This is a genomic window from Roseobacter ponti, from assembly GCF_012932215.1.
GTDB classification, from domain to species: Bacteria; Pseudomonadota; Alphaproteobacteria; order Rhodobacterales; family Rhodobacteraceae; genus Roseobacter; species Roseobacter ponti.
The window spans coordinates 903,602-921,574 of the sequence record NZ_CP048788.1; the positions used below are offsets into that span (position 1 = coordinate 903,602).

Genomic DNA, 17,973 nt, shown 5'->3' on the forward strand with positions numbered 1-17,973 from the left:
GACACCCCGCCATTGACACCGCTGATTGAGCTTTCTCAGACGACCGGCGCTTTTGTGACCCTCGGGGTCGTCGCGGTGATGTTCACGCTTTTTGTGCGGGAAACCTATCCCACAGAGGTTGTGGCGATCGCCGGTGCCGCACTGATGCTGGCGCTCGGGGTGCTGCCTTATGACAATGCGCTCGCGGTTCTGTCCAACCCGGCGCCCTGGACGATCGCTGCGATGTTCATTGTGATGGGTGCACTGGTGCGCACCGGTGCGCTTGTGGTGCTGACCAACCTTGCCGAACGCTATGCCCGGACCCATCCGAAATCCGCGGTTGCCGGGGTGATCCTGTCGGTCATGGGAGCCTCGGCGATTATGAACAATACGCCCGTGGTCGTTGTGATGATCCCGGTGGTCGTGCAATTGTCGCGGACGCTGGGGACGAAAGCCTCAAAGCTGCTCATACCGCTGTCTTATGCCGCGATCATGGGCGGGTCTCTGACGCTGATCGGAACATCGACCAACCTGCTGGTGGATGGTGTGGCCCGTGCCGAGGGGCTTGAGCCGTTTTCGATCTTTGAGATCATGCCCATCGGCCTCGTTGTCTGTGCGTGGGGGCTTTTGTACATGACGGTGCTGGGGCCGCGGCTGCTGCCCGAGCGTGACAGCATGGCGACAATGCTCTCAGACCCCTCACAGAAGAAATTTTTCACCGAAGTCGTCATTCCGCCGGAGAGCAACCTGATCGACAGTGAGGCACTGGAGGTTTCGCTGTTCAAACGCGACGGGGTACGTCTGGTAGACGTGGTGCGCGGTGACAATTCTTTGCGGCGCAATCTTAAGGCCGTGACGCTGAAAACCGGCGACCGGGTCGTGCTGCGCACCCGGATGACCGAACTGCTGAGCCTGCAGAGCAGCAAAGATGTGCGCCCCGTGGATCAGGTCTCCTCGGTTGAAACCGCGACCGTCGAAGTTCTGATCACACCGGGGTGTAAAATGATCGGGCGCAACCTGGGGTCGCTGCGCCTGCGCCGGCGCTACGGCGTCTATACGCTCGCGGTGCACCGGCGCAATCAGAACATCGGCCGGCAACTCGAAGATCTTGTCGTGCGCGTCGGTGACACCCTTCTGCTAGAGGGCGCTCCGGAGGATATCCAGCGACTCGCAACCGATATGGATATGGTTGATGTGGCTGCACCCTCGGCGCGCGCGTATCGCCGCCGTCATGCGCCCGTCGCAATCGCGGCACTCGTGGCGATTGTGGCGCTGGCGGCGCTGGATGTGGCACCCATTCTGTTGCTTGCGGTTCTCGCGGTGGCGCTGGTTCTCGTAACCGGCTGCATTGATGCGGATGAGGCGTTTTCGTTTATCGACGGTCGTCTGCTGGCGCTGATTTTTGCGATGCTGGCTGTGGGGGCGGCGCTGCAGCATTCGGGCGCGGTTGCGCTGATAGTGGACGCTGTATCTCCTGGCCTGAAGTCTTTGCCGCCACCCGTTGTGGTACTGGTGATGTTCGTGATGACCTCGACACTGACGGAACTGGTGTCCAACAATGCCGTTGCGGTTATCATGACGCCGCTGGCCATCGGGCTGGGACTGGCGCTGGGGCTTGACCCGAGACCACTGGTTGTCGCGGTTATGATCGCGGCCTCCTGTGCATTTGCCACGCCCATCGGGTATCAGACGAATACGCTGGTTTACGGGCCGGGAGGCTACCGTTTCACGGATTTTATCCGGGTCGGTCTGCCACTTAATCTGTCTATGGCGCTGCTGGTGTCGTTTATCATTCCGCTGATCTGGCCGCTTTAGGGGGCGGGGCGCCGGTCCGGCCTTCCCGACCGATGACCTGTTCGCCGAACTGCATGGCGCTGCCTGTCTGTGCCTCCATGGCCCAGCGGGCAGCGACGAGATGGTGAGTGCCGGTCTCCCACCCCGAAGCGTCGCGCTGAAGACGCTTGCGCCAGGCGCCTTCGACCCGCACCGGCAGGCGGACGCTGTCGGGGGAAACTTCCTGCCCTGGTGTAAGCCGGCGCGCCTCGGCGATGAGGCTGCGCAGACGCCGCTCCAGCGGGATCGCATCCCGTGTGCGGCGGCCGGCAAAGAGCACATCTATCTCATATTTTTCGTCGACGAAGCCGCGCACCACCAGGTCGCCGCGATCGTTGCGGCGCATCTGAGGTGTCAGCCGTACGATCACATCACACAGCGCGTTGCGGAAAAGACCTGCGTCTTCGTACTCTGCCGTAATCTCATGCGCGGGCCGGCGGCGATGATGCGCAGCCCCGACACGGGCAGGTGGCTGAGGACGGTAAAGGGTCAGGGCAGGGCCTCCGGTTACGGAAGATACACTAACGCGCATGTCTTAAAGAAGCGTTGTCGAAGCCTGTGCCGCGACCGCTCTGACCACGGCCATGCCGCTATGCAGCAAATGCACCTCTGGTCTTCGCTATTATGCGTTGCCGAAGTGTCTGAGAGACCACATGTTAGCGGTATCAGAATGTGTTACTGATGAAAGGTAAAGCTGATGAAACCGATTGTTAACCGCCTCACAGACGCTGTCGAAAAGCGTGTCCGGTTCAACCGCACATACAACGAGTTGCGCCGGATGGACCGTCGCACGGGCTGGGATCTTGATATGTTCCCCGAAGACGCGCTGAAAACCGCACACGCCCATGTCTACGGACGCTGAGACCTGATCCGTCCCGCCGGACCGGCGCATATGAACACCTGGTCCGGTGCCGGGCGGTCCGGAGCACAGAGGGCCGCAGAGCAGGCCCGAGAAAGTTCGCAGGTCAGGGCACCTTGTGCGTCAGAGCGGCCAGAACACCAGTATCGCCGGGATTGATACTGCCACCACGATAATCTCAAGTGGCAGCCCCATACGCCAGTAATCGCTGAACCGGTAACCTCCGGGCCCCAGGATCAGCGTGTTGTTTTTGTGCCCGATCGGCGTCAGGAACGCGCTTGAGGCTGCCACTGCAACAGCCATCAGAAAAGGGTCCGGCGAGACACCCAGCGTCTGCGCCATCTGAATGCCCACAGGTGCCGCCACAATGGTCGTGGCAGTGTTGTTGAGCACATCCGACAGCGTCATCGTGACCACCATCAGCACAGTCAGCACAGCCCAGGCCGGAAGGCCGTTTGTCCATGTCACCAGAGCGCCGGCAATCAGTTCAGTGCCGCCAGACGTCTCAAGGGCGGCCCCGAGCGGGATCATTGAGCCCAGAAGAACAACAACCGGCCAGTTGATATGGTCGTAAAGCTCGCTCAGCGGCACAATGCCGGACAGCACATAGGCCACGACAACGAGCCCCAGAGCGACCGGCAGATAGATAAGACCAAAACTGGCAGCCGCCACCGCGCCGCCGAAAAGTGCTATGGCGAGCCAGACCTTGCGGTTCTGCGTGACAGCCAGCCCGCGGTCCGCCAGAGGCAGAGCACCCATCCAGTCGGTCACGTCCGGTCCGGTGTCGCGAGGCACCAGCAGCAGCAGGATGTCGCCGGTCATGATACGCGTCTGGCGCAGGTTCTTGGTCAGCCGCCGGCCCTGGCGGGAAATCCCCAGCAGTACCGAACGCTGTCGCCAGGCAAGACCGATGGACTGCGCCGTTTTACCGCGGATGCGGGCATCTTCCGGCACGACGACCTCAATGACCTCGACGCCGTCTCCGTCGGCGCGCAGCAGTTCTTCACGCCTGGCATCCGCCACGGCCAGATCGAGGCTTGTTCGGAACTCATCAAGCGCCTCGGCGGTCGCTTCGAGGATCAGCGCGTCATTGGCGCGGATGACTGTATTGCGCGCCTGGCCATAAAGGCGCTGGCCATCGCGGATCAGCCCGAGGATGGCGACATCGGCCTTATCGGCGGCTTCGGTCAGTTCTTCTACGCGTTTGCCGATCTGTTTGTTGCCGCCGGGCACGGTGAGTTCGGAAATATACTGCGATATATCAGTGGTGGGGGCCGAGGCGTCCTGGCGTTGCGGGATCAGCCGCCAGCCGATGAAAGAGACAAAAATCAGCCCGGCGACCGCCGCCAGCCCGCCAACGGGCGCAAAATCGAACATGGCAAAAGGCGCGCCCAGCGATTCCTCGCGGATCGCTGCAATGATGATATTGGGCGGTGTGCCGATGAGCGTTGCCATGCCGCCCAGAATGGTCGCAAAGCTCAGCGGCATGAGGCTCAGGCCCGGTACCCGCCCGGCCTTGCGTGCGGTCTGAATATCCACTGGCATGAGCAGCGCAAGGGCGGCCACGTTGTTCATAAACGCCGAGAGAACGCCACCGATCGCGCCCATCAGGGCGATGTGGCTGCCAAGGCTGCGCGAGGCATCCACGAGGGTACGTGTGATCAGAAAGACCGCACCGGAACGCACCAGGCCGGCGGACACTACCAGCACAAGTGCAACAATCAGGGTTGCCGGATGGCCGAAGCCGGAAAACGCGTCTTTGGTGGGCACGACACCCACCACAACTGCAATCATCAGTGCCGAAAACGCCACGATATCATATCGGAAGCGGCCCCAGAGCAGCAGTCCGAAGACCGCGCCAAAGAGCGTAAAGAGAATGATCTGATCAGTGGTCATGCCGCCCGTTGTAGCCGCCTGCCGGGCTCATGGGGAAGGGGGAATATCGGTGCCGTAAAGGAGCAGGCAGTTATCGGGGTCTTTGACGTGAAATTCGCGCATCCGGTAGGGTTGATCAAAGGGTGCACGCACCCGCTCTTCGGGCAGTGTATCAAGACGGGGCTTCAACACCGTCCAGACGGCATCGACATCCTCGCAGTCCAGATAAATCATCTGTTCGCCGATCTCACAGTCGGGGTCTACCTCTATGAGGCGCAGCGCGCCGCCGGGCCGGTGATGCACAAATGCGTAGTTGTCCTGCTGAAACCCGCAGGTAAACCCGAGGATGCCGGTGTAAAACTCGAGCGAGGCTGCAAGATCACGGGTCATGACGAAGGGGGTAATCTGATTTATCCGGGCCATAAAGCCGCCTGTATCAGATTCTCATTGGTCGGGAAAGAAATGCACACTCCGGGGCATGTGCTTGCCCCCGGGCTCTGACCTGCATTATAGACTGCGCTGAAACTCTGATCAGCGATGGAAGTACCAATGGCAGGCCACTCAAAATGGGCGAACATCCAGCACCGCAAGGGGCGCCAGGACGCCGTGCGCGCCAAGCTTTTCTCTAAATTCAGTAAGGAGATCACGGTCGCCGCCAAAATGGGCGACCCGGATCCCGATAAAAACCCGCGCCTGCGTCTTGCGATCAAAGAGGCCAAGGCCCAGTCCATGCCCAAGGACAACATTGAGCGTGCGATCAAAAAGTCCCAGGCGGGCGAGGGTGATGATTACGAAGAAATCCGCTATGAGGGTTACGGCCCCAACGGGGTTGCGGTGATCGTCGAGGCAATGACCGATAACCGTAACCGCACTGCATCGACGGTGCGGTCCACCTTTACCAAAAACGGCGGTAATCTGGGCGAAACCGGATCGGTGGGGTTCATGTTCGACCGCAAAGGCGAAGTCACTTATCCCGCGGATGCAGGCGATGCGGATACCGTCATGATGGCAGCCATCGAGGCGGGTGCGGAGGATGTTGAAAGTTCAGAGGACGGACATGTCATCTGGTGCGCGGATACTGACCTGAACGAAGTGTCCGGCGCGCTCGAGGCTGATCTGGGCGAAAGCGAAAGCACCAAACTCGTCTGGCGGCCCACGACGACCACCGAGATGGATCTTGAGGGCATGCAGAAGCTGATGAACCTGATCGATGCGCTTGAGGATGATGACGATGTGCAGCGCGTCACAACCAATTTCGAGGCAAGCGACGAGGTTATGGCGCAACTCTGATGCGCGATCCCGCCGTGCAACTGAAAACGCCGCCGCCCGGATCAAGGACGGCGGCGTTTTTATTAACTGTCTCCGACGCCGGTCTCAGCGGGACTGTGAGCAGGTGGTGTCAGATGTGAAGAAAGACCAGGCGCTCTGCAAAACACCTGTGGGCTTTGGGTCCTGCGGGGCGGTCAGGCGGTTCAGGCGTCGCATCAGATGCTTGAGGTCTGTGAGTTTCTTGCGGGCTCCGCGGCCTCCGGCCTGGCTCTGCACTGTCAGAATTTTCTTCTGTGTGTGCAGCGCAGCTTCGATGAGCGCTATGTCCTGCGCTGTGAGATCCAGATTATGTGTGTTGTCGAGCATCGAAGAAAACCCTTGTTACCTTCCCCACCATATGGGGATCTTAAAGAGATACGCCAATCAGCTCTGATAAGTTTTACGTGAGCGTGTTTTTTCTCCTCACAGTCTTGTGAGCGATTGTTGCAGATCGCGCCCTGCCGCGGTTTTCAGGGCCCGCCAGAGCGGTTCGAGCGCGCGCGCCATCAGGCGGTTGGTCTGCCAGTAGAGGGCAATGTCGAGTGGTGCGTCCGGCACCAGAGCCACCAGCCGCCCCGCGTCGATATGCCCGCGTACCAGAGATACAGGGTTCATGCCCCATCCCAGCCCGCAGAGCGCTGCATCGACAAAAGCATGTGTCGAAGCCATGTGGTGGGTGGGTGGCGACAGGCGGTCGCCGGTCACTTCGGTGATCCACCGGTGTTGCAGACGGTCTTTTGCGTTAAAGGCCATCATAGGTGCGCGCGCGAGGCTGTCGGCAGTCACCCCGTCGGCAAACCATTCTGCCATAAAGGAAGGGCTTGCAGTTGCGATATACCGGAACTGACCCAGGGCGCTGCAGTCGCAGCCGGGCACGGGTGTTGCGTGCCCGGTGATCGCGGCGCTGACCGATCCCCGTCGCAGCCAGTCCGCGGAGTGGTCCTGATCATCAATGACCAGATCAAAGAGCAGCGGGGGCGCTTCCGCCAGCGCGGGAATAAGCCACGTTGCAAGGCTGTCCGCATTCACCGCGATGCGAAGACGGGGCTGCGTGCCCGTGGTGTCGGGTGCCAGACGTTCCAGCACCTGCGCTTCCAGCAGCGCCAGATCTTCGGCATGTTGTGCAAGACGCGCGCCGGCGGCGGTGGGAACGCAGGGCTGGCCGCGCTCGATCAGAACGGTACCCATACGCTCTTCCAGCGCTTTGATGCGCTGCGAGATGGCAGAGGCGGTGACGCCAAGCTGTCCGGCGGCTGCATCGAAACTGCCCTGACGGACAATCGCCGCGAGGGCTGCAAGGTGGGCAGGATCGAGACGCATTAGCCAGCCTTAATCTGCATTCGGGATATTAAATTGATTAAGCTGCGGGCGGCCGCTAGTCAACGCTCAGACCTGTCAGCCGAAAGCCCTGCACCGATGTTCATCGCCGTTCTGTCCGGATTTCTGCTCAGCCTTTCGCTGATTATTGCCATCGGGCCGCAGAATGCCTTCGTCCTGCGCCAGGGTCTGGTGCAACGCCACGTTTTCTGGGTCTGCTCTGTCTGCGGTCTTTGTGATGCGATCCTGATTGTCGCCGGCGTTTACGGGTCCGGCAGCCTCGCCCGGAGCGTGCCGTGGTTTGAGCCTGCAATGCGCTACGGCGGGGCAGCGTTCCTGATCTTTTACGGCTATCGAAGTGCGCTTTCTGCCTGGCGCGGGGGGCAGGCGCTGCACACACAGAATGCGACCTCCGGGCAGGGGCTGGCAACCACGCTGCTGACGCTGCTCGCGATCACATGGCTGAACCCGCATGTGTATCTCGACACGGTCGTGCTGATCGGTTCGGTGTCGGCGCAGTTCCCTGACCGGGCCATGTTCGGTGCCGGTGCGGTGATCGGCAGCTTCAGCTTTTTCTTTGCGCTGGGGTATGGCGCGCGCCTGCTGGCGCCGCTTTTTGCACGCCCGCGCAGCTGGCAGGTGCTCGACGCGGTGATCGCGCTGACGATGTGGACAATCGCTCTGGGGCTGCTCATCAGTTAAGACCTTGCAGCGCACACGGAAAAAAGGTCTGAGTAAGAGATGGTTACCCGTTCGCCCGCCCGTCCGCTTGCCGGCATCTTCTGGATGCTGGTGACGGGGATGTGCTTCATCGCTGTGACAGCGCTGGTGAAATACATGGGGCCGCGGGTGCCGCCGGTCGAGATGGCCTTCCTGCGCTACCTGCTGGGTCTGGTATTCCTCCTGCCGGCCATCGGTGCGCTGCGCGCGGCACATCTGACGCCGCGCCAGTGGCGTCTCTTCGGTGTCCGGGGTCTTTTGCACGGCGGCGCTGTTATGCTGTGGTTTTACGCGATGGTGCGCATCCCCATCGCGGATGTGACGGCGATGAACTATCTCTCGCCGGTCTATGTGACCATCGGTGCGGCGCTCTTTCTCGGCGAAAAGCTCGCTTTCCGCCGGATCGCCGCTGTTGTCGTGGCACTGCTGGGGGCATTTATCATCCTGCGCCCCGGGTTCCGGGAGGTCAGCAGCGGGCATCTGGCGATGCTGATCGCGGCGGTGGCCTTTGGTGGCTCATACCTGACGGCCAAGATCATGGCCGATGAGGTGAAACCCTCTGTCGTTGTGGCGATGCTGTCAATTTTCGTGACCATCGTGCTGGCGCCTTTTGCCATTGCGCAGTGGGTTACGCCGACGCTCTCTGATCTGCTGCTGCTGTTCTGTGTCGCCTGTTTTGCCACCGCGGGGCACTACACGATGACGCTGGCCTTTGCTGCTGCACCTCTGACGGTGACCCAGCCGGTGACGTTCACACAGCTCGTCTGGGCGGTTCTGCTGGGGTATCTGGTGTTTGACGAGGCGGTCGATGTGTGGGTCATTGCAGGGGGCATCACGATCCTTGCGTCGGTGGTCTTCATCACCTGGCGCGAGGCCGTGGTCAGGCGTCAGAATACAACCCCGGCGGTCAACGCGACCAAGGTCTGATTTTTTTTGATTGACCAGTCAATTAAAAACCGGCAAGGCAGATGTGTCTTGCTGCGAGGAACCTTTACCATGCCAAAACTCGGAATGGAGCCGATCCGGCGCACCGCTCTTGTCGATGCCACCATCGCCGAGATCGGCGTACGCGGCTCGCTTGATGTGACGGTCGGTCAGATTGCCAGACGCGCCGGCATGTCGACGGCACTTGCGCATCACTATTTCGGCGGCAAGGACCAGATTTTTCTAGCAGCTATGCGGCAGATCCTGCGCGATTTCGGTGCTGAGGTCCGGCAGTCCCTGGAGAAGGCCACCACCCCGTATGACAGAGCCATGGCCGTGATCGATGCAAGCTTTGCACCTGCGTGTTTTGCCCCCGCGACCGTCAGCGCCTGGATGACGCTTTATGCCCAGGCCCGGACGCATCCCGAAACGCTCAGACTGCTGCGGATTTACCAGCACCGGCTGCGCTCCAACCTTATCCACGCGCTGCGCCCCTTAAGCAAAAGCCCGGAGAGCCACGCGGAGATCCTCGCGGCCCTGATCGATGGTCTTTACCTGCGGGCGGCACTGGCCCGGTCACAAAGCGCCGGTGCGGCCCGGTCTGCCGTGCGCGCGGCATTCAGAACCCTCATGGAGGCAGGTCAGTGAGCAAGCCGAATATTCTTATCCTGATGGTCGACCAGCTCAACGGCACGCTTTTTCCCGACGGCCCTGCAGACTGGCTGCACGCGCCGAACCTTAAAGCCCTGGCGGCGCGGTCCACGCGGTTTCGCAATGCCTATACCGCGAGCCCGCTCTGTGCGCCGGGGCGGGCGGCCTTCATGTCGGGCCAACTGCCCTCGGCCACCGGCGTTTACGACAATGCTGCGGAGTTTGCCTCCTCGATCCCGACGTATGCCCATCATCTGCGGCGTGCAGGCTATCAGACCTGTCTTTCCGGCAAAATGCACTTTGTGGGCCCGGATCAGCTGCATGGGTTTGAAGAACGCCTGACGACAGATATCTACCCGGCTGATTTCGGCTGGACGCCGGACTACCGAAAGCCGGGCGAGCGGATCGACTGGTGGTATCACAACATGGGCTCGGTGACGGGCGCCGGGGTCGCCGAGATCTCAAACCAGATGGAATACGATGACGAGGTTGCCTTTAACGCTGTCCGCAAGCTCTATGATCTGTCACGCGGCGGTGATCCGCGACCCTGGTGCCTGACAGCGAGCTTCACACATCCGCATGATCCTTACGTGGCGCGGAAGAAATACTGGGACCTCTACGCAGACTGTGCGCACCTGCTGCCCGAGGTGCCGGCGATCCCCTATGAAGATCAGGATCCGCATTCAAAACGCATCTTCGACGCCAATGACTGGCGCAGTTTCGACATCACCGAAGAAAACATCCGCCGCTCGCGGCAGGCCTATTTCGCCAACATCAGCTATCTCGACGACAAGATCGGGGAGATACTGCAAACGCTTGAGGACACGCGCCAGGAGGCGGTGGTCCTCTTTGTCTCGGATCATGGCGATATGCTGGGCGAGCGGGGGCTTTGGTTCAAGATGTCGTTTCTTGAGGGCTCTTCCCGGGTGCCGCTGATGATCTCGGCGCCCGGGATGATGCCCGGATTGCAGACCACGCCGGTCTCTAACATCGATGTCTGCCCGACGCTGTGCGATCTCGCGGGCGTGTCGATGGATGAGGTCGCGGAATGGACCACTGGTGTCTCGCTGGTGCCGATGGGGCAGGGCAAGGAGCGCACTGAACCGGTGGCAATGGAATATGCCGCCGAGGCCTCCTATGCGCCAATGGTGTCGCTGCGCTATGGCAGATGGAAATACAACCGCTGTGCGCTCGATCCTGATCAGCTCTTTGATCTCGACGCTGATCCGCATGAGCTGAGCAACCTTGCCGGGGTGGCGGAACATCAGGGTACGCTGACAAGCCTGCGCAGCAAAGCTGAGGCGCGCTGGGATCTTCATGCCTATGACGCCGATGTGCGCAAGAGCCAGGCCCGCCGGTGGGTCGTGTATGAGGCCCTGCGCGAGGGCGGATACTACCCCTGGGATTATCAGCCGCTCCGGGCAGCCTCTGAACAGTACATGCGTAACCACATGGATCTGAACGTGCTGGAAGAGAACAAACGCTTCCCGCGTGGCGAATGAACGACATGCCGGTCGGAACCTTACCGACCGGGGCTGAAATACGCGTGAGCGCTCTGTGCCGCACCCGTGATCCTGCGGCGCGCTGGCGCGCACACTGATTATCTGCGCCTGCGGCGCCGCAACCTGAGACGACTGAAATATGATGCAAGCGGATTTTGTGATTGTTGGCGCGGGAAGTGCCGGATGCGCGATGGCCAGCAGGCTCTCCGAAGCCGGGGCGTCAGTTATTGTAATCGAGTTCGGCGGCACGGATGCGGGGCCCTTCATCCAGATGCCGGCGGCCCTGTCCTATCCGATGAACATGAAGCGCTATGACTGGGGATACTGGTCGGATCCGGAGCCGCACCTGGGCGGGCGCCGTCTGGCGTGCCCGCGCGGCAAGGTCGTGGGTGGGTCTTCGAGCATTAACGGTATGGTCTATGTGCGCGGCCATGCGATGGACTTCGATCACTGGGCGGAGGCGGGTGCGGATGGCTGGTCGTTTGCGGATGTTCTGCCCTATTTCAAGCGCATGGAGACATGGCATGATGGCGGGCACGGAGGTGATCCGGCGTGGCGCGGCACGGACGGGCCGCTGCATATCAGCAGGGGACCGCGGAAAAACCCGCTCTATGAAGCATTCGTGCGCGCAGGCGAGCAGGCGGGCTATGAGGTCACGGATGACTACAACGGACATAAACAGGAGGGCTTTGGCCCCTTCGAGCAGACGGTCTGGAAGGGTCGGCGCTGGTCAGCGGCCAATGCCTATCTGCATCCTGCCCTGAAACGTGAAAACTGCACGCTGGTGCGGGGCCTCGCGGAGCGCATTGTGATCGAAGACGGACGCGCCACCGGCGTCGTGATCAACCGGGGTGGCCGGCGTCAGACGATCCGTGCAACGCGCGAGGTCGTGATTGCGGCCTCGGCGATCAACTCACCCAAGCTTCTGATGCTGTCGGGGATCGGACCGGCAAAACACCTGGCGGAGCACGGTATTGATGTGCTGGCAGACCGGCCCGGGGTCGGGCAGAACCTGCAGGACCATCTGGAGATGTATATCCAGATGGCCGCGAGCCAGCCGATCACGCTTTACCGGCACTGGAACCTCGCCTCCAAAGCCTTCATCGGGGCGCAGTGGCTCTTTACCAAAACCGGTATGGGCGCCTCGAACCAGTTTGAGAGCTGTGGTTTTATCCGCTCCCGGGCCGGTGTACCTTATCCTGATATCCAGTACCACTTTCTGCCGCTCGCGGTACGCTACGACGGCAAAGCCGCCGCGGAGGGGCACGGGTTTCAGGCCCATACCGGGCCAATGCGGTCGCCGTCACGCGGAGAGGTTACACTGCGTTCGGCGGATGCGGCCGAAGCGCCCCGGATCCTGTTCAATTACATGTCGCAGGAGCAGGACTGGATTGATTTCCGCCGCTGCATCCGCCTGACGCGCGAGCTTTTTGAGCAGGAAGCGATGAAGTCTTTTGTCAAACACGAAATCCAGCCCGGCAACGCGCTGCAGACCGATGACGAACTGGACGACGCGATCCGTGAACATGCTGAGAGCGCCTATCATCCCTGTGGGACCTGCCGGATGGGGCGCGCGGACGATCCCGGCGCCGTTGTCGATCCGCAGGGCCGGGTCATCGGTGTGGATGGTCTGCGCGTTGCCGACAGCAGCATCTTTCCGCGCATTACCAACGGCAATCTCAACGGCCCGTCGATTATGGTTGGTGAAAAGGTTTCGGATCATCTGCTGGGCCGGGATCCGCTGGCCCGGGCGAATGACACGCCCTGGATCCATCCTGCGTGGGAAACATCACAACGTTAACTTTTTGTTAACTAAAGTTAACAAACAACCTTGCGGCAGGCCGGGACGGGGCTCATATGCAGTCAATGCGTATGTTCTTCGCCATTGTTTTTGCAGCACTTATCGTCCCTGTGACCGCGTATGCGGAACTCTCCGGCACCATCCGTGTGATTGACGGGGATACCTTTGACGTGGCCGGGACCCGGATCAGGCTGTTCGGAATTGATGCGCCGGAATCCGATCAGACATGCATCTCCGATGACGGCAGGCTCTGGGACTGCGGTGCCTGGGTGAATACACAGGTTGCAGCGAAATTCGAAGGCCGTAAGGTGGTATGCGAGCCTGTCGACACCGACCGCTACGGGCGTACTGTCGCACGGTGCTATGTCAACCGGCGTGACGTGGCCGGCGACATTGTTGAGGCCGGTCTTGCCTTTGCCTATCGCCGGTATTCGGCAGATTATGCGCCGGATGAGCGCCGGGCGGCCCGCCGCAACACCGGCCTGCATGCAAGCCGCGTGCAGAGCCCTGAGCAGTTTCGCAAGGCGCGCACCACTGCGGCACCTGTCAGTGCGGCTCCGCAGGGCGGCTGCCGGATCAAGGGCAACATTTCAGGCACTGGCGTGCGCATCTATCACGCACCAGGACAGCGTGATTATGACCGCACACGGATCCGCGCCGATAAGGGGGAGCGGTGGTTCTGCAGCGGTGCTGAGGCACGCGCCGCCGGCTGGCGGGCCGCGAAACGCTAAGTCACCTGATAGGGCAGCACGCCGCGCAGGTTCGGATTGACGGTCAGGCGGCGTTCAAGCGGTGGCACTGCGCGCTGGTGGCACGCGGTCCGTTCGCAGATCCGGCAGGAGATCCCGATCGGTTCAAATGCAGCCTCGCGGTCCAGATCCATCCCGTCGGCATAGACCAGATCACGCGCGTGGCGCACCTCACAGCCAAGCGCTATCGCGTACCGCCTCAGCGGCGCACCGAAGCGTCCTGCAGGCTTGGTCACGTCGCGCGCGAGGCTGATATAGCGCACCCCGTCCGGTGTTTCGGCCAGTTGTCGCAAAAACCGGCCGGGCAGTTCAAAGGCGCGGTGCACGTTCCAGAGCGGGCAGGCCCCGCCGAAACGCGCGAACTGAAGGCGGGTGGCGGAATGGCGTTTGGTGATGGTGCCTGCCTGATCCACGCGCACAAAGAAAAACGGAATGCCCTTTGCACCGGGGCGTTGCAGCGTCGACAGGCGGTGAGCGACCTGTTCGACGGAGGCGCCGAAATGACCGGCCAGCACTTCAAGATCATGACGGCATTCGCGCGCCACCTGCTGAAACGGACCGTAGGGCATGAGGGCCGCACCGGCGAAATAGTTGGCGAGGCCGATTTTTGCGATGGCACGTGCCTCGGCGCTGTGAAACCGCGCGAGATCCAGCGTGGCCTCGAGCAGCGGGTCCTGTTTGATAAGGGCCACCTGCAGCAGCAGCTGGAAGGTCTGCGTTTCATGCGGCGCACGGCGGGAGAGGATCAGCCTGCCCGTTTCGCTGTGATAATGTCTGATCTGATCGGTGTCCGTGAATTCCACGGTGACACCGCTGTTGCCAAGCGTTGCCGTGGCGGCGACCCGGATATTGCGGGCGTTGCCTTCTCTGGTTGCGAAATTCTCAGCGGCACGGTCCACGGCGTCAATATAATTGTCGCAGTAGTGAAAGAAGTCACGCACCTCTTCCCAGGGACTGGGGGTTGCTCGGGCATCCTCGCGGCCCAGTGCTTCGTCGAGTGAGGCAAGCCGTTCCTGCATCTGCCGATAGCTGCGGTGCAGTTCCAGAAAGGCATGGGCAAAGGCGGGGGCGTTGGAGGCCGCCAGTCGAAGGTCAGCTACCGGCGGCAGGCTTTCGGCAAAGAGCGGATCGGCGAGGGCCTCGCGCATATCGCTGACCAGCCTTTCGCTGTCGCCGGCACTGAGTTCGGTCACGTCAAGGCCGAACTCCTGCGCGAGCGCAAGCACGACCGTAGTTGAGACCGGCCGGTTGTTATTTTCCATCTGGTTCAGGTAGGGCAGAGACACTCCGAGCTTGGCGGCAAAATCCTTTTGCGTGCTGCCGAGACGGGTGCGTACTTCGCGCAGTTTTGCGCCTGCATAAAGTTTCTGAGTGGCCATGTGACGCGACCCTCCGGCGCGGATTTGCAAATTTGCAGATTCGCTGACCGTAGCTTTGCAAATCCACCCGGGCAAGGTGCAGCAAGACGGTTAATGAAACGCTAAGTCCGCTCAGGCAGCGGGCGTGCGAAGCCCGATCCTGCGTTCGCGCCAGTAGACGGCAAGGATCGACACGATAGCGGCCATCGCTGTGATCAGCATGATGTAGAGCAGTGGGAAGGCGCCCGTCTCAGGGGTCAGCAGTGCGCCGGCGAGCGCGCTGAGCGCGGCGCCACCGCCGATCATGATCGCGCCGCCAAGACCGGAGGCTGTGCCTGCAAGCTGCGGACGCACAGACAGCATTCCGGCCGTTGCATTAGGGATCACAAGGCCGTTGCCCATGCCCACAAAGGTCATAAACCCGAAGAAACTGAGCGCGGAGCCATGGCCTGCCAGAAAGACACTCAGTGACAGGACGGCGCCGGATGCGTTGATCAGACAGCCGGTCAGGATCAGCCGGTTAATGCCGATGCGCTGCGCGAAAAGACCGGTGCACATATTTCCGAAGAAGTAGCCGATCGCGGGTGCGCCAAAAAATATTCCCACCCAGAAAGGCGACAGGCCAAAGACCACAGAGCCGACGAAGGGTCCGCCGCCCAGATAGGCAAAAAACGATCCGGAACAAAAGGCCGCTGCCAGCGAATACCCCCAGAAGCGCGGCGAGGTGAGCAGTTCGGGATACTCAGCAAACTGCTCGGTCAGGGTGCGGTCGGAGGGGCGGGCTGTTTCACCCTGGTCCGCCCAGGCCAGCCAGAGTGTCAGCCCGCCGAGAAAGAACAGTGCCCAGAAGTTTGCTTTCCATCCGAAGAGCTCGTCGAGAACGCCGCCGAACATCGGGCTGACCATGGGCACCACCGCCATGCCCATCGTGACATAGCCGATCATGGACGCCGCCTGGTCCTGATCAAACATGTCGCGCACCGCCGCGCGGCTCAGCACCATGGCGGATGCGACCACGGCCTGACACATGCGAAAGAACAAAAAGACCTCGACATTGGGCGCGATGATGCAGCCAAGCGTAGCCAGCATAAAGAGTGCGAGGCTGGCAAGAATTACCGGCCGCCGTCCGTATTTGTCGGAGACCGGGCCGATAAAGACCTGCAGCACACCGCTGATTCCCAGATAAAGCGCCACGGAAAGCTGCATCACGCCGTAATCTGTGCCGAAGTGCTCGGTCATGCGCGGCAGGCTGGGCAGGAACATGTTCATCACAATCGCCGACATGCCCGCGAGCAGGATCAGTGTCGCGATGTGAGGTGGTGTGGACCGATCCAGAAAACGGATCACAGGCGGATTTTGCATGCAGCAGATGTAGAACCGCCTCTGCGCAGAGTCCATGCACAGCCTGCCCGTCCGAAATGCACAGTTTGCTTATTTGCAGTTTGCAGTAACGTGACTGAAAAGGCTTTGCAAATTTGCGAGATTGCACTTCGTATGGTCCACGCAATCCTGTAGTGTCCGCAACATCAGTCAAACGGGGTCCGGTATGAAAGACATTCTTGAACAGCTCGAAGACCGGCGCGGGACGGCGCGTCTCGGCGGCGGGCAGAAACGCATTGATGCGCAGCATTCACGCGGCAAGCTGACAGCGCGCGAGCGTGTGGACCTTCTGCTCGATGAAGACAGCTTCGAAGAATTCGATATGTTTGTCACGCACCGCTGCACGGATTTCGGCATGGAACAGCAGAAACCGGCGGGTGACGGTGTGGTCACGGGGTGGGGCACAATCAACGGTCGGCTTGTTTATGTCTTCAGTCAGGACTTTACGGTTCTGGGCGGGTCCGTGTCGGAGACCCACGCCAGAAAGATCTGCAAGATCATGGATATGGCGGTGCAGAATGGCGCGCCTGTCATCGGGATCAACGATTCCGGCGGCGCCCGCATTCAGGAAGGTGTGGACAGTCTCGCAGGCTATGGCGAGATTTTTCAGCGGAACATTCAGGCCTCAGGCGTGGTGCCGCAGATCAGCGTTATTATGGGCCCCTGTGCCGGCGGCGCCGTCTATTCACCCGCGATGACCGATTTCATTTTTATGGTCAAAGACAGCTCGTATATGTTTGTGACAGGCCCCGATGTCGTAAAAACCGTTACCAACGAACAGGTTACCGCAGAGCAGCTCGGTGGTGCCGGCACACACACGCGCAAATCCTCTGTAGCAGATGCCGCATTTGAAAATGACGTCGAGGCGCTGGCCGAAGTGCGCCGCCTTGTGGATTTCCTGCCGTCCAACAACCGCGAAAAGCCGCCCGTGCGACCATTTTTCGATGATCCGGAGCGCATCGAGCCCTCGCTTGATACGCTGGTGCCGGAAAATCCGAACACGCCCTACGATATGGCCGAGTTGATCACCAAGCTTGCCGACGAGGGTGATTTTTACGAAATCCAGGCGGAGTTCGCCCGCAACATCGTGACCGGATTTATCCGCATCGAGGGGCGCACGGTGGGTGTGGTGGCCAACCAGCCCATGGTGCTTGCGGGATGTCTGGACATCGACAGTTCGCGCAAGGCCGCGCGGTTTGTACGGTTTTGCGACGCCTTTGAGATCCCGATCCTGACCCTGATTGACGTGCCGGGTTTTCTGCCCGGTACGAGCCAGGAATACGGCGGCGTGATCAAACACGGTGCCAAACTGCTGTACGCCTATGGCGAGGCAACCGTACCGATGGTGACGGTCATTACACGCAAGGCCTATGGCGGGGCTTACGTGGTGATGTCCTCCAAGCACCTGCGGTCGGATTTCAACTACGCCTGGCCCACGGCGGAAATTGCGGTGATGGGGGCCAAAGGGGCGACCGAGATCGTACACCGGGGCGATCTGGGTGATCCGGAGAAGATCGCGAAACACACGGCGGATTATGAAGAGCGCTTCGCCAACCCCTTTGTCGCGGCTGAACGGGGCTTTGTGGATGAGGTGATCATGCCGCGTACGACGCGCAAGCGCATCGCGCGTGCCTTCGCCAGCCTGCGCAACAAGCAGGCGCACATGCCGTGGAAAAAGCACGACAATATTCCGCTGTAGCCCCGGAGGGAACTGATA

17 protein-coding genes are annotated in these 17,973 nt (G+C 61.0%); 10 read left to right on the forward strand and 7 right to left on the reverse strand.

Translation table 11 applies throughout. From position 1 onward, the window contains the following. The first annotated feature begins 12 nt into the window (after positions 1–12). Positions 13–1,794, forward strand: coding sequence for an SLC13 family permease (locus G3256_RS04430; protein ID WP_246227777.1), 1,782 nt, complete (start codon positions 13–15; stop codon positions 1,792–1,794). Here G3256_RS04430 and G3256_RS04435 read toward each other — a convergent pair. Then, a complete protein-coding gene (locus G3256_RS04435; protein WP_206040794.1) occupies positions 1,769–2,344 on the reverse strand; it encodes a hypothetical protein in 576 nt (191 codons plus the stop codon). The genes G3256_RS04430 and G3256_RS04435 overlap by 26 nt on opposite strands. 165 nt (positions 2,345–2,509) lie before the next feature. Between G3256_RS04435 and G3256_RS04440 the strand changes: the two genes are divergently transcribed. Continuing rightward, positions 2,510–2,674, forward strand: a complete 165-nt coding sequence (locus G3256_RS04440) for a hypothetical protein (protein WP_169639671.1) — start codon at positions 2,510–2,512, stop codon at positions 2,672–2,674. 120 nt (positions 2,675–2,794) lie between these two features. Here G3256_RS04440 and G3256_RS04445 read toward each other — a convergent pair whose 3' ends face one another. Then, positions 2,795–4,567 carry an SLC13 family permease gene (locus G3256_RS04445; RefSeq protein ID WP_169639672.1) on the reverse strand — a complete coding sequence of 591 codons (1,773 nt, stop codon included), beginning with the start codon at positions 4,565–4,567 and terminating at the stop codon, positions 2,795–2,797. Between the two features lie 27 nt (positions 4,568–4,594). Next, a complete protein-coding gene (locus G3256_RS04450) occupies positions 4,595–4,969 on the reverse strand; it encodes a VOC family protein (RefSeq protein WP_169639673.1) in 375 nt (124 codons plus the stop codon). A 126-nt stretch (positions 4,970–5,095) separates the two neighbouring features. Here G3256_RS04450 and G3256_RS04455 point away from each other — a divergent pair, with 126 nt between their 5' ends. Next, positions 5,096–5,836, forward strand: coding sequence for a YebC/PmpR family DNA-binding transcriptional regulator (locus G3256_RS04455; RefSeq protein ID WP_169639674.1), 741 nt, complete (start codon positions 5,096–5,098; stop codon positions 5,834–5,836). An 84-nt stretch (positions 5,837–5,920) separates the two neighbouring features. On the opposite strand, the gene G3256_RS04460 is transcribed toward G3256_RS04455, so the two are convergent. Together G3256_RS04460 and G3256_RS04465 are read right to left on the reverse strand one after the other, a co-directional pair. Beyond that, the gene (locus G3256_RS04460; RefSeq protein WP_169639675.1) at positions 5,921–6,181 is read right to left on the reverse strand and encodes a hypothetical protein; all 261 of its coding nucleotides are present in this window, start codon (positions 6,179–6,181) and stop codon (positions 5,921–5,923) included. Positions 6,182–6,277: 96 nt separating this feature from the next. Beyond that, positions 6,278–7,174 carry a LysR family transcriptional regulator ArgP gene (locus G3256_RS04465; RefSeq protein WP_169639676.1) on the reverse strand — a complete coding sequence of 299 codons (897 nt, stop codon included), beginning with the start codon at positions 7,172–7,174 and terminating at the stop codon, positions 6,278–6,280. A gap of 96 nt (positions 7,175–7,270) precedes the next feature. Between G3256_RS04465 and G3256_RS04470 the strand changes: the two genes are divergently transcribed. The 6 genes from G3256_RS04470 to G3256_RS04495 all read left to right on the forward strand — a co-directional run bounded on the left by G3256_RS04470 (position 7,271) and on the right by G3256_RS04495 (position 13,500). Further along, the gene (locus G3256_RS04470) at positions 7,271–7,873 is read left to right on the forward strand and encodes a LysE/ArgO family amino acid transporter (RefSeq protein ID WP_169639677.1); all 603 of its coding nucleotides are present in this window, start codon (positions 7,271–7,273) and stop codon (positions 7,871–7,873) included. Between the two features lie 39 nt (positions 7,874–7,912). Next, a complete protein-coding gene (locus tag G3256_RS04475) occupies positions 7,913–8,818 on the forward strand; it encodes a DMT family transporter (RefSeq protein WP_169639678.1) in 906 nt (301 codons plus the stop codon). A gap of 69 nt (positions 8,819–8,887) precedes the next feature. Then, on the forward strand, positions 8,888–9,463 hold the full coding sequence (gene betI / locus G3256_RS04480; protein WP_169639679.1) for a choline-binding transcriptional repressor BetI: 576 nt from the start codon (positions 8,888–8,890) through the stop codon (positions 9,461–9,463). Further along, positions 9,460–10,968, forward strand: coding sequence for a choline-sulfatase (gene betC, locus G3256_RS04485; protein WP_169639680.1), 1,509 nt, complete (start codon positions 9,460–9,462; stop codon positions 10,966–10,968). Before betI ends, betC begins: the two co-directional genes overlap by 4 nt. Positions 10,969–11,110: 142 nt before the next feature. Next, positions 11,111–12,769, forward strand: coding sequence for a choline dehydrogenase (gene betA / locus G3256_RS04490; protein ID WP_169642325.1), 1,659 nt, complete (start codon positions 11,111–11,113; stop codon positions 12,767–12,769). Positions 12,770–12,834: 65 nt separating this feature from the next. After that, positions 12,835–13,500 (forward strand): thermonuclease family protein, encoded by a 666-nt coding sequence (locus G3256_RS04495; RefSeq protein WP_246227878.1) that lies wholly within the window; start codon positions 12,835–12,837, stop codon positions 13,498–13,500. Here the strand turns inward: G3256_RS04495 and G3256_RS04500 are convergent. Next, positions 13,497–14,897 (reverse strand): helix-turn-helix domain-containing protein, encoded by a 1,401-nt coding sequence (locus tag G3256_RS04500; protein WP_169639681.1) that lies wholly within the window; start codon positions 14,895–14,897, stop codon positions 13,497–13,499. The genes G3256_RS04495 and G3256_RS04500 overlap by 4 nt on opposite strands. Before the next feature lie 111 nt (positions 14,898–15,008). Next, positions 15,009–16,238, reverse strand: a complete 1,230-nt coding sequence (locus G3256_RS04505) for a multidrug effflux MFS transporter (protein ID WP_169639682.1) — start codon at positions 16,236–16,238, stop codon at positions 15,009–15,011. A 184-nt stretch (positions 16,239–16,422) separates the two neighbouring features. Between G3256_RS04505 and G3256_RS04510 the strand changes: the two genes are divergently transcribed. After that, the gene (locus G3256_RS04510; RefSeq protein WP_169639683.1) at positions 16,423–17,955 is read left to right on the forward strand and encodes an acyl-CoA carboxylase subunit beta; all 1,533 of its coding nucleotides are present in this window, start codon (positions 16,423–16,425) and stop codon (positions 17,953–17,955) included. Positions 17,956–17,973 lie beyond the last annotated feature (18 nt).